Origin of the sequence: Bradyrhizobium sp. Pha-3 (genome assembly GCF_042258325.1) — a bacterium.
Classification (GTDB): domain Bacteria; phylum Pseudomonadota; class Alphaproteobacteria; order Rhizobiales; family Xanthobacteraceae; genus Bradyrhizobium; species Bradyrhizobium elkanii.
In genome coordinates, this window is the sequence record NZ_CP170151.1 from 5,997,195 (window position 1) to 6,008,478 (window position 11,284).

Below are 11,284 nucleotides of genomic sequence, written 5' to 3' on the forward strand. Positions count from 1 at the left end.
TATCCGCCCTGCCCGGGGACGGCCCTGCCCCCTCAGTAACCGACCGTAAAACGGCGGCGGATATGGGCCGGACGCTCGATTTCGTCGGCGAGTGCAACTGCGAAATCCTCGAACGAGATCGAGCTTTTGCCGTCGGCTGCGGTCAGAAGCTGGTCGGTCCCGAGGCGGAACTTGCCGGTCCGCTCGCCGGCCACGAACAGCGCCGAGGGCGACAAAATGGTCCAGTTCAGGTCCTTCTCCTGGCGCAGCAGGTCGAGGAACTCAGCCCCCTTGGAGGCCTCTGCCTTGTATTGGGGCGGAAAGTTGGGGGTGGTCACCAGGCGGACGCCCGGCGCCACCTCGAGGCTGCCGGCACCGCCGACCACGAGATAGCGGCCGACCCCGGATGCCTTGGCAGCCCCGATCAGCTTGGCGGGGTCGCTGACCAGGAAATGGATCGAACTGATCGCGGCATCGTGGCCGGCCCACAACGCGGCCAGGGCGGCCTGGTCGTTCGCGTCACCCTTGCGGGCAGTGACATTGGGCAGGCTGGCGATCTTCTCCGGGTTGCGGGCGATGGCGGTGACGGCGTGGCCGCGGCGGGCGAGTTCCGCGGTGATGCGCGAGCCGGCCTGGCCGGACGCGCCGGCGATGGCGATCTTCATCTCAAGTCTCCGATTGATGGTTTCCAATGGTGACTAGATAGCGAAATGGATGTAGGTGTGAAGAAGGCACTCTCGTCTCACCTGATCACGCCGGAGTAACCGCGATGAAAGCCACGAGCCTCAAGCCGGACGCCTATGCCGCCAATTGCCCGACGCGCCAGATCCTCGACCGGGTCGGCGACAAATGGGCGGTGCTGATCCTGCTGCTGCTGCGCAGCGAGCCGATGCGCTTCAACCAACTCCGCCGCGCCATCGAAGGCATCTCGCAGAAGATGCTGTCGCAGGTGCTGAAGAGCCTTGAGCGCGACGGGCTGCTGCGCCGCCGGGCGATCGCAACGGTGCCGGTGACGGTGGAGTATTCAATCACGCCGCTCGGATCGACGCTCGCCGAAGCGGTCGATCCGCTGCGCGACTGGGCCGAACAGAATCTGAAGGAAGTGCTGGCCGCGCAGCGCCGCTACGACGCGCAGCGCAAAGCACTGGCGGCCTGAGGCGCTGCGGCGTGAGACAGGCGAGTCGATCGAGAGGAGCCTAGTATTGCCCGGCCTTGGCGAGCTCGACCTCGACGCGCAGCTCGATCTCGCCGAGCACGGCATCGAGGCCGGGGTCGCCGGAGGATTCCTTCAGGCTCGCCGCGGCGTCACGCAGCCGGTTCACGGTGGAGGAATCGAAATTGCCGGACAGCAGGCCGAGCTTGAGCGCATCGAGCACGTCGAGCGCGCCCTTGCCGCGGGCCACCGAGCGCTTGCGGCGTTCGGTCGGGTCCTCGACGCCCTGCAGCGCGAGCAGCGCATCGAGGCTGGCAGCGGCCTTCGGCGCCGCGGTGGAGCGCACCTCTTCCTGTGCGGTCGCCGCATCCGGCAGCGAGAAGCCGCTCGACGAGGTGCGCCGCGTGGCGCCGGTGGACGTGCCAAGCGTGGTGCCGTTCGGTCCGTAGATGCGCATCGTCGTAATCCCGCAGGCCTGAATGGGCCGAGCATCGCCGTTTTATGGTTAACGGCGCGTAAACGACCCGGCAATTTCTGCCGCCGCGCGGCAAGTTTCGCGCTCCCTGGCGAACCCGAGGAAAATGGCAGCCCGACAATTTCGATAAATATATCAACATATTGCCCAAGCGAAGCGAAGTGGCACGCAGCTCGCATGGTTAATGGCGGATCGCCGTCATGGGAGTGTCGCGCAATCCGCGAGTTCAGTTCGAGGGGAGCATCGGGATGCCCGGCATCCGCATCGCAAATCTGTTCGGAGTGGCCTGCGCCGCGCTGCTGGCGCTGGCGGCCTCCGTCATGCCGGCGGCCGCGACCTCGCGGATCAAGGATCTCGCCAATATCGAGGGCGTGCGCCAGAACCAGCTGATCGGCTACGGCCTCGTGGTCGGCCTCAACGGCACCGGCGATACGCTGAACAACATCCCCTTCACCAAGCAATCGCTGCAGGCGATGCTCGAGCGCATGGGCGTCAACATCCGCGGCGCCACCATCCGCACCGGCAACGTCGCCGCCGTGATGGTGACCGGCAATCTGCCGGCGTTCGGCACCCAGGGCACGCGCATGGACGTCACCGTCTCCGCGCTCGGCGATGCCAAGAACCTGCAGGGCGGCACCCTGCTCGTCACCCCTCTGCTCGGCGCCGACGGCAATGTCTATGCGGTGGCGCAGGGATCGGTGGCGGTCGCCGGCTTCGCGGCCGAAGGCGCCGCCGCCAGCGTCGTGCGCGGCGTGCCGACCGTCGGCCGGATCGCCAACGGCGCCATCATCGAGCGCGAAATCGAGTTCGCGCTCAACCGCCTGCCCAATGTGCGCCTCGCGCTGCGCAACGCCGACTTCACCACCGCCAAGCGGATCGCCGCCGCGGTCAACGACTATCTCGGCGTCAAGACCGCCGAGCCGATCGATCCATCCACGGTGCAGCTTGCGATCCCGACGGAGTTCAAAGGCAACGTCGTCGCCTTCCTGACCGAGATCGAGCAGCTGCAGGTCGATCCCGATCTCGTGGCCAAGATCGTGATCGACGAGCGCTCCGGCATCATCGTGATGGGCCGCGACGTTCGCGTCGCCACCGTCGCCGTCGCACAGGGCAATCTCACCGTCTCGATCTCCGAGAGTCCGCAGGTCAGCCAGCCCAATCCGCTGTCGCGCGGCCGAACGGTCGTGACACCGCGCACCAGCGTCGGCGTCAGCGAGGACGGCAAGAAGTTCGCCGTGGTCAAGGACGGCGTCTCGCTGCAGCAGCTGGTCGACGGCCTCAACGGCCTCGGCATCGGACCGCGCGACCTCATCAGCATCCTGCAGGCGATCAAGGCCGCCGGCGCAATCGAAGCCGACATCGAGGTGATGTGATGGCGAGCCTGATCAACAGCACCACCGGCAGCATGCCGAACAAGGCGTTGATGCCGATGTTCAACGGCCGCCCCGATCCCGTGCTGCAGGACGCGCTGAAGAAGGTGACGCCGCAGCAGGCCGCCAAGGCAAAGGCGACCGCGACCGATTTCGAATCGATGTTCCTGAATTCGATGTTCTCGCAGATGACGACCGGCCTGAAGGGCGACGGCCCGTACGGCGACACCGTCGGCACCGGCGCATGGCGGTCGATGCTGACCGACGAATACTCGAAGAATTTCGCCAAGGCCGGCGGCGTCGGCATTTCCAACGAAGTGTTCCGCTCGCTGATCCTGCAGCAGGCGAACAAGAGCTAGGGTTTCAAGGAGCAGCGCGATGAACCAGCGTCCACAGCAGCCGCGGCCAGCATCCGCCCCCGCCGCGCGGCCCGCGACATCCACGCCGCCGGACGTCGCGCGTCTTGCCAACGAGCTGACCGAAGTGATGAGCGGCCTGCTCTCCGTGATCGAGCAGGAGACCGAGTTCGTCCGCGCCGGCAAGATCCGCGAGGGCATGCGGCTCGAGCCGCAGAAGTCCGAGCTGTCGCGGCGCTACATGCTCGCGGTGGAGCATCTGAAATCGATGCAGAAGATGCTGTCGCAGACCGATCCCGAGCTGCTCGCGACGCTGCGCCGTCATCACGAGACGTTCCGCGCCATGCTGCAGGTCAATTTAACCGTGCTTGCGACCGCGCATGCCGTCTCCGAAGGCATCGTGCGCGGCGTCAATGCCGAGGTGCAGCGCCGCAACATTCCGAACACCTATACCGCAAGCGGACAGCGCGCTACGCCCGGCCCGCGCAACATGACGCCGATCGCGGTCAGCCGCACGCTCTGACGCCTACGCTTACAATTTAGCTCAATTCGACGCCGCCCCGGCAGCGCGGCATTCAGCGTGTTTTCTAACAGCCTATTGAGAGGTTCCCCGTAGAGTTGCGGATCGTGAGGGGTTGGGATTTGACTCAAGCAAACTAGTGCCTGTGCACTACGAGGCTGCCATGAGTACAGATTTCAACATCAAGCCGGTGGGGGCACCGGTCGCGGCGCCGATGGTCTCTCCCACGAGCGATACGGCGCAGAAGGCGGTCAAGACTGAACTGCCGGCGAGCCAGAGCGTCACCGCTCCGGAGCCGAGCGTGCGCGTCACCATCGATCCCAACGCCGTCAACGCATCGATTTCAAATCAGGCTCCGTCGGTCAGCGACCAGGTGATCATCGACCGCGACGCGCGCGCCGTGGTCTATCAGGTGGTCGACAATCGCACGAATTTGGTGGTGAGGCAGTTTCCGGAAGAAGCCGTATTGCGCCGCCGCGCCTATTTCCACGCGCTCGATCTCAGCAAGGACGCGCCGACGCGGGTGCGTGCCACCGATCGCCGCGCCTAGGCGCGGACCAACGACCGCTCAGGTCTTCTGCGTGGCGTAGGCTTTGTCGAGATAGGTCGCTCCGGTGGCCGGATCGGTGACGACATTGGCGATCAACGCCGTCCCCTGCTGCACCAGCGCGAACTTGGTATCGCCGATCCGGAACCCGCCATCCTTGATCAGCACGTCCTGATACTTGCTGGTGCCGTCGCTCTGGTAGTGGACCTTGGCGCGGAAGCCATCGACGTTCGACACCGAGATGTTGAACGATTTGTTGTTGGCGTACTTGCCGCTCCAGCTGCCCTCATAGAGGTTCGGATCGACGGCCACATAGGGCGTCTTCGACGGGACCGTCAGGCCGGCGGCCTTGTAGTTGGCCGACAGGATGCTCAACACGTCGGCCATGCCGAGGGCTCCGTCAGGAATCGATCGATCAGCCGCGGCCCGAGAGGCCGGCGGCGATATTGCAGTTGATATCGATCAGCGACTTCAGTTTCGCCGGATCCGGATTCATCTGGATGTCGACGGTCTGCTTCATCACGAACACGCCGATATTGGCGATGTTCTGGCGAATCTCGAGCGGCTGCGGATTGTCGTCGCCCTGCGCGGCGCTGAGGAAGATCGACCACAGCCGGCGGTTGAACAGCAACGCGTGATCGAGCGCCTTGTCGGGACCGTTCCAGTTGGTCTGGACTTCCTGCAGCTGCCGCGCAGCCTTCAACAGCGCCTGCGCTTCGATTTCACGTGGGGACGCCGTCGTCGTGGAGGTACGAGCGTAGGCCTGGGCTGCATTCGACATTCAATGACCTCGATGGGATGCGGATTTCTCGAGCCGCGAAGACGCAATTCTAGCGCCCGATATTTATGCATCCGGCGCCTTTAAATATGGTTAGCAGCCGTTACGAAATGCGCCGTTCTGAGGGCATGAACAGACACCGTAATATCCCGGAGACAAAAGAAAACGGCGGGGTTTCCCCCGCCGTTCTCGAAGCACTTGCCGGCTCTTAGCGGAGCAGCTGCAGCACGCTCTGCTGGCTCTGGTTGGCGAGCGCCAGCGCGGAGACCGCGATCGACTGGCGGGTCGACAGCGCCTGGCTGTTGGCCGCTTCCTCGTTGGTGTCGGCCAGCGTCAGGTTGGACGAACCGGTCTGCAGCACGTTGATCAGGTTCTTCGAGAAGTCCTGACGGATCTGCACGATCGACAGGTTCGAACCCAGCGTCGAGGCTTCGCTGCGCAACGAGGAGCTCGCCGAGCTCAGCGACGCAATGACGCTGTTCGCCGAGTTGTTGTCGAGGAAGTCGGTGCCCGCGGTCAGCGCTTTCAGACCGAGGCCGCTGGCATTGAAGGTGACGCCGGTGATGCTGAGCGTCGACTTGCCGGTCTCGTTGAAGGTCAGCTTCAGGCTGTCGCCGTTCAACAGGTTGATGCCGTTGAAAGACGCGTCCTGCGCCGTGGTCGTGATCTGCGCGATGGTGTTGTTGTACTGCGTGACCAGAGCGGCGCGCGCCGACTGCGAGGCCTGGTCGGCAACCGGCGCCGTGCCGGCCGCGCTGAACGTCGCGGTGCCGCCGCCGGTGTTGGTGAAGGTCACCGCACCGATCGTCGAGGACGCCGCGTCGTTGGTCGTGGTGATGACGAGCTTGTTCGAGCTGTCGAGGCTCGCCGTCAGGTTGCTGGCCGCGAGCGACGTGTTCAGCTGCGCCAGCGACGTGCTGGCCCCGAAGGTGAAGCTGAAGGCCGGCTGGCCGGCCGACGCCGCGATCGCCAGGACGTCACCGCTCTTGATCGTGGTGCCGTCGACGAGGTTGGCAGACGTGCCGCCGAGCGCCGCGGTGGAGGTGACCTGCGACCTGGTGGTGTAGCCGGTCGGGCTCTGCAGCACCTGGTTGGCGATCGACTTCGCGGTATCGACCAGCTTCTGCAGCGAGGTGATGCCGGTGTTGGCGGCCTGCAGCACCTGCACACCGTTGCCGATGCCGTCGAGCAGGTTGTTGATGTCGCTGGCGCGGTTGTCGAGCGACTGCGCGGTGAAGAAGTTGGTCGGGTTGTCGAGCGCCGTGTTGACCTTCTTGCCGGTGGCAAGGCGGTTCTGCGTCGTGGAGAGCAGATCGGCGGTGGACTGGAGGGAGAGGAGGTTCTGGCGAACGGAGGAGGAGAGAATGATGTCGGACATTTTCATACCTTTCTGGTGTGAAACTGAGGAAAAAGCCGCTCCAATCCTTTCTGATCGGGCGGATGGCCGATCCTGCGGTCTGGCCGCGAAGGAAAAAGAAATCTCCGGCACGGCATTTGAGACAAAGGCCGAAGAATAAAATTGTCGCCACTGGGCAAGGTTTGCCCCGAAAACTACTGAGGCGACTGACAATTCCGGCCAGATAACGACGCCAGCGCCCGCCCCTCGTTCACCAAGCATTAACTATCATGGGAAAGGATCGCTGTCGCATCGGCCCCTGCCCGCAACGGCGGCTGCTAAGCAGTGCCGAACCACTTCGCTCCGCCAGCGAAGGCGTCGCGCGACTGCAGGCAAAAGGAGAACGGTCATGGCCCTGAAGGTCGAACTCAAACCGAACGAGCGCATCATCGTCGGCAATTGCGTGATCACCAACACCGACCAGCGCGCCCGCCTGCTGATCGACGGCGACCGCATCCCGATCCTGCGCGAAAAGGATATCCTGACGCCCGAGACCGCGGACACGCCGGCGAAGCTGATCTATCTCGCCGTGCAGCTGATGTATCTGTCGCCGGACCCGATGGCGCACCACCCGACCTATTTCAGTCTGGTGCGCGACATCATCACCGCGATGCCGAGCGCGTGGCCGTTCATCGAAAGCGTCAACAACTTCATCCTCAACGGGGACCTCTATCACGCGCTGAAGGAGTCCAAGAAGCTGATCGCACACGAAGAGAAGCTGCTGGAAACCGCGCGCGACCAGCAGAACGCCGATCGCGACGACGCACGCAAGAGCGCGTAGAGCTTCTTGTTTTGATGCGTTTTCTTCACGCGAACCGGCGTCCACTTCGCTTGAAAACGCTATAGCCCCACTCGCCTCAACAAAAAGGCCTCCGCGCGGAGGCCTTTTTGCTGGCTGGAGATGAGGGGCGCGCGATCAGCTGATCGGCAGGTATTTCAGCAGCGTCGTCTGATACAGCATCGACGTGGTCTGGTACGACGCCTGCAAGCTGGTTTGCAGCGCGAGGATCTTGGTCGCGACCTCGTCCTGATTGACGCCCTCGACCGAGTCGAGCATCGTTTCCGCCATCCCCTTGAGCTGGGTCTGCCGATCGGTGGCCGCTTTGGTCGCGGTCTGGGCACCGGCGAATTCGGCCTGCACGTCCTGGATCTGCTGCTGACCGTTCTGCGGGGCGAGGTTGGCGCTCACGCGCTGCGCGAGCGCCGTCACCTGCGCGCTCGCATTCGGGTTGCTGGCATTGGTGGTGACGGCTGCGTACACCGCGACGTTCTGCAGCAAATAGCGGAAGGCCTGCTCGTTGGCGCGCGCGCCATACTGCACGGTGATCGACTGATCGACCTGCGCGACCGCGGTGCCGCGCGCCGACCCCGGGCCATTCTCGCCGGTGTACCAGTAGACGGTGTTGCCGGGCGTGCCCGCGACCAGGTTGGTCGCGGTGTCGAACGGCGGTCCCCCTACCCTGAGCGGCGCCGGCGCTGCGGTGGTGTTGTTGGCGATGCCGAGCGCGCCGAGTGCGGCTGTATTGGAGCTTGAGATCGACAGGCTCTCGCCGTCGGCGCCGTGCAAGGTGATCGCGCCGTTGCTGATGGTCGACGGGTTCTTGGTGCCGCTGATCTGGTCGATCTTGGCTATCAGCGTCTGCACGCTGTCGGTGACGTTGACCTGGTTGCCGGTGGCGCCCGATGCAACGAAGGTGATCGGCGTGCCGTTCACCGTGATGGTGTCACCGGCGGCAAAGCTCGTCGACAGCGAGTCGGTGCCCGCCGCGCCCGAAAGAGCCGTGGCGCCGCTGATCGGCGCCGGCGGCGTGTTCTGGCTGTTGACCGCCGCGCCCGAGACGGTCGCGACCGGATTGAAGAAATTGTTCGACGCCGCGACCGCGGACGCCGCGACCAGCGACGTGTCACTCAACGTCTTGATCGACGAGGTCAGCGTCGACTGCAGGTTGGCCGTCGTCGCCGCGGTGTCGGCGCCGATCAGGAACGAGCCGGCGGGCGGCGGGTTCGTCGTGGTCGCCGTGAGTTCGATCGCTTCGGTGGTGCCGTCGGGCAGCGTGAAGTTGAACTTGATCTTGTCGCCGTCCTTCGGATTGACGGCGCCGAGATCGACCGAAGCCGACTTCGGCGTGCCGGCCGGCTGCGTCACCGTGGCGCCGCCCGTCAACGACGACTGCACCGACAAAAGCTTCAGGCCGAAGGGCGAGCCGTCCTCGGCGATACTCGTGACCGTCGTGGTCGCCGGCGGCGACGAGACGCTCAGGCGGCCCATCATGCCGGCGCCCTGATCGGCCTGCTTGCGCTCATTGATGAGCTGCGTGAGCCCGGCCTGGGTTGCCGTGCCCTTGAGCATGGTGTCGGCGGACACCGTGGCCGGCGTATCCATCGCGCGGCCGGAAAACAGATAGCGGTCGCCCGACTGGCTGTTCAGCATCGCGACCGCGTTGGCGAAGGCTGCCTGCGCCGTGATCTGGCCCGAGGTCTGGCCGCTGTCGTTGAGCGTCAGCGTCGCCGTCGTCGCGGCGTTCTTCACCTGGGTCCCGACGTCGGACAGGCCCTGCAAGGTGAGGTTCGCGACACTCAGGCGCGTGTTGAGGTTGGTGGCGGTATCGGAGAACGCGTTGATGCCGCTGATCTGCGCGCGCAGGCTGAGCGCAAAACCGCGATCGAGCCCCTGCCCCGCATAGGTCGTCGATACCTTGCCAGTCGCAAGCTGCGTGGTCAGGTCATTGAGCTGATTCCGCAGGTTGAGGATCGTGGTGCCGATATAGGAAGTTCTGCCGCTTACGCCGTCGATGGACATGTTACCCTCACGTGAGCTGCAGCAGCGCGTCGTACATCTGCTTGATCGACGACATCACACGCGCATTGGCGGAATAGGCGTTCTGCAGCGAAAGCAGGTGCGCCATCTCCTCGTCCATGTTGACGCCGGAGGTCGAGTCCATCTTGGTCTGCAGCGTGTTCAGCACGACGTCCTGGCCGTCAGCCAGTTGCTTGGCGGCGGTCGCCGACTCGCCCTGCTGGCTGATGAACTGCTTGGCAAAGTTCAGCAAGGTGCCGGTGAACGGCGCGCCTGACGTGCCAAGGCCGGTCTGCGGCGAATAGCTGTACGAGGCGTTCGACAGCTGGTTCAGGACGAGGTTGGCGCGCGTGGTGTCGCCGGCCGGCGTCTGCGGATTGGTCGAGTACACCACCATGCGCGAGGGATCGCCGATCAGGCCGGTGTTGACGCTGATGCGCGCGGCAAGGCCGGTGGTCTGCGAGCCGTTCGCGGTGATCGCGCCGGTGTAGAGCCCGCCATTGTCGGTGAACAGCGGAAGGTGCGGATCGCCCGAGGTCAGCGACGAAACCGTCGACGTGACCGATGCCGCGGTCACATCGGCCTTGTTGACGGCGCCGTCGTCGAACACGCGCAGCGTCGACCCCGACGGATTGGAGAATTGCAGGCCGGTTCCGCCGAGTGCGCCGTTGAGCTGCGACAGCACCGAGCTCATGCCGCCGGAGAAATCGATGCCCAGCACCTCGTCGTTCGGATCGACGGTCGCGGTATTGCTCAGCGGCAAGACGCTCGGATCGTCGACGCGGATGATCGACAGATTATGCGTGAGGCCGGTGGTGTTGTCCTTGTAGGAGACGTGGATGGTGTTGCCGTTCTGCAGTCCCGAGAGATCGAGGTCGAAGCCGGACTGCGCTCCCGCCGTCGCGGCGGTGCCCGCGGTCGTCTTGTCAGACAGCGCGCTCGACATCGCGGCGGCGAACTGATCGATCTGTGTCTGGGCCTGCGCCAGCGTGTTGTCGCGCAACTCGAGATAGGCGGCGATCTTGCCGGAGCGGATCGAGTTGGTCGACACCATGTCATAGGTGCCGCCATGCGGGAACGTGATGGTGATGGTGCCGACGGTGCTCTTGGTCGGGTCGGTATTGTACAACGTGTTGGGCGTCATCGTGCCCTGGGCGTTGAAGCTGAGCGTCGCGGCCTCGGTGCCGACCAGCTGCACGCCGGAATTGGTGAACACGCTCACCTGGTTCTGGCTGTTGGTGACGGTGCGGATGTCCATCAGCTGCGAGAGCTGCGTGACGTAGCGGTCGCGCTGATCGAGCAATGCCGCGGTCGAGGCATCGGTCGTGCCGCCATTGGCCGCCAGCTGGACATTGAGGCGCGCAATCTGCTGCAACGCATTGTTGGCGCTGTTGATGGAGTCGCTGATGCCGGCCTCGGCGTTGGCGCGCAGCGTCTGGATTCCCTGCGAAGTCGCGTTGAGCTGCTGCGCCATCGATTGCGCGGCATTGATCACGCCGATGCGGGCCGACTGCGATTCCGGGCTGGTCGACAACCCCTGCAGCGCGGTCAGGAACTTGTTGTAGGCGTCCTCGATCGTGCCGGTGGAGTCGGGATTGCCGTACACGCCCTGCAGATTGGCCAGGAAATCCGAGCGGACGTCCGCGTAGGCCGCTCCCGACGTCTCGGTGCGGAGCTGGGTCTGCAGGAATTCGTCGAGCTGGCGGTTGACGCCGGTGATGAGGACGCTCGATCCGTACTGGCCGGTGGTGCCGGTGACCTGGTTGAGCGTCTTCCTGACGTAGCCGGGCGTCTCCGCGTTGGCGACGTTCGACGACACGAGCGAGAGCGAGGCCTGCGTGGCGCGCAGGCCCGACATCGCGGTGGAAAGGGCTTGGCTCAAACCCATGATGTGTACTCGCCTTTACTTCTTC

General features: G+C 64.7%; 14 protein-coding genes. 7 read left to right on the forward strand and 7 right to left on the reverse strand.

What is annotated here, in order from left to right; genetic code table 11:
* Positions 1–32 precede the first annotated feature (32 nt).
* Complete coding sequence (locus tag ACE10X_RS28600; protein WP_038385493.1) at positions 33–644, reverse strand: NAD(P)-dependent oxidoreductase; 612 nt, start codon at positions 642–644, stop codon at positions 33–35.
* A 104-nt stretch (positions 645–748) separates the two neighbouring features.
* Here ACE10X_RS28600 and ACE10X_RS28605 point away from each other — a divergent pair, with 104 nt between their 5' ends.
* Positions 749–1,135: a helix-turn-helix domain-containing protein gene (locus tag ACE10X_RS28605; protein WP_038385494.1), complete on the forward strand. Its 387-nt coding sequence runs from the start codon at positions 749–751 to the stop codon at positions 1,133–1,135.
* A gap of 40 nt (positions 1,136–1,175) precedes the next feature.
* Here the strand turns inward: ACE10X_RS28605 and ACE10X_RS28610 are convergent, their stop codons facing one another.
* The gene (locus ACE10X_RS28610) at positions 1,176–1,589 is read right to left on the reverse strand and encodes a flagellar assembly protein FliX (RefSeq protein WP_038385495.1); all 414 of its coding nucleotides are present in this window, start codon (positions 1,587–1,589) and stop codon (positions 1,176–1,178) included.
* Positions 1,590–1,855: 266 nt separating this feature from the next.
* Between ACE10X_RS28610 and ACE10X_RS28615 the strand changes: the two genes are divergently transcribed.
* The 4 genes from ACE10X_RS28615 (at position 1,856) to ACE10X_RS28630 (ending at position 4,403) form a co-directional block, all read left to right on the forward strand.
* Positions 1,856–2,980 (forward strand): flagellar basal body P-ring protein FlgI, encoded by a 1,125-nt coding sequence (locus ACE10X_RS28615; protein ID WP_038385504.1) that lies wholly within the window; start codon positions 1,856–1,858, stop codon positions 2,978–2,980.
* Positions 2,980–3,336: a flagellar assembly peptidoglycan hydrolase FlgJ gene (flgJ, locus tag ACE10X_RS28620; RefSeq protein WP_028337696.1), complete on the forward strand. Its 357-nt coding sequence runs from the start codon at positions 2,980–2,982 to the stop codon at positions 3,334–3,336. The genes ACE10X_RS28615 and flgJ overlap by 1 nt, the downstream gene beginning before the upstream one ends.
* Positions 3,337–3,355: 19 nt before the next feature.
* Positions 3,356–3,856, forward strand: a complete 501-nt coding sequence (locus ACE10X_RS28625) for a hypothetical protein (RefSeq protein ID WP_038385496.1) — start codon at positions 3,356–3,358, stop codon at positions 3,854–3,856.
* A 160-nt stretch (positions 3,857–4,016) separates the two neighbouring features.
* Entirely contained in the window at positions 4,017–4,403 is a 387-nt protein-coding gene (locus ACE10X_RS28630; protein WP_028337698.1) for a hypothetical protein, read from the forward strand.
* 18 nt (positions 4,404–4,421) lie between these two features.
* Here the strand turns inward: ACE10X_RS28630 and ACE10X_RS28635 are convergent, their stop codons facing one another.
* The 3 genes from ACE10X_RS28635 to ACE10X_RS28645 form a co-directional block, all read right to left on the reverse strand.
* The gene (locus tag ACE10X_RS28635) at positions 4,422–4,787 is read right to left on the reverse strand and encodes a hypothetical protein (RefSeq protein WP_016846761.1); all 366 of its coding nucleotides are present in this window, start codon (positions 4,785–4,787) and stop codon (positions 4,422–4,424) included.
* A 28-nt stretch (positions 4,788–4,815) separates the two neighbouring features.
* On the reverse strand, positions 4,816–5,181 hold the full coding sequence (gene flaF / locus ACE10X_RS28640) for a flagellar biosynthesis regulator FlaF (RefSeq protein ID WP_016846762.1): 366 nt from the start codon (positions 5,179–5,181) through the stop codon (positions 4,816–4,818).
* A 205-nt stretch (positions 5,182–5,386) separates the two neighbouring features.
* Entirely contained in the window at positions 5,387–6,556 is a 1,170-nt protein-coding gene (locus ACE10X_RS28645; RefSeq protein WP_304496156.1) for a flagellin, read from the reverse strand.
* On the opposite strand from ACE10X_RS28645, the gene ACE10X_RS28650 reads away from it, so the two are divergent.
* Both ACE10X_RS28650 and flbT read left to right on the forward strand, forming a co-directional pair.
* Positions 6,543–6,695: a hypothetical protein gene (locus tag ACE10X_RS28650; protein ID WP_157788012.1), complete on the forward strand. Its 153-nt coding sequence runs from the start codon at positions 6,543–6,545 to the stop codon at positions 6,693–6,695. The genes ACE10X_RS28645 and ACE10X_RS28650 overlap by 14 nt on opposite strands.
* Positions 6,696–6,923: 228 nt before the next feature.
* Positions 6,924–7,355 carry a flagellar biosynthesis repressor FlbT gene (flbT, locus tag ACE10X_RS28655; protein WP_016847775.1) on the forward strand — a complete coding sequence of 144 codons (432 nt, stop codon included), beginning with the start codon at positions 6,924–6,926 and terminating at the stop codon, positions 7,353–7,355.
* Between the two features lie 135 nt (positions 7,356–7,490).
* On the opposite strand, the gene ACE10X_RS28660 is transcribed toward flbT, so the two are convergent.
* Both ACE10X_RS28660 and flgK read right to left on the reverse strand, forming a co-directional pair.
* The gene (locus tag ACE10X_RS28660; RefSeq protein WP_038385497.1) at positions 7,491–9,374 is read right to left on the reverse strand and encodes a flagellar protein; all 1,884 of its coding nucleotides are present in this window, start codon (positions 9,372–9,374) and stop codon (positions 7,491–7,493) included.
* Between the two features lie 7 nt (positions 9,375–9,381).
* Complete coding sequence (gene flgK, locus ACE10X_RS28665) at positions 9,382–11,259, reverse strand: flagellar hook-associated protein FlgK (protein ID WP_038385498.1); 1,878 nt, start codon at positions 11,257–11,259, stop codon at positions 9,382–9,384.
* Between the last annotated feature and the right edge of the window lie 25 nt (positions 11,260–11,284).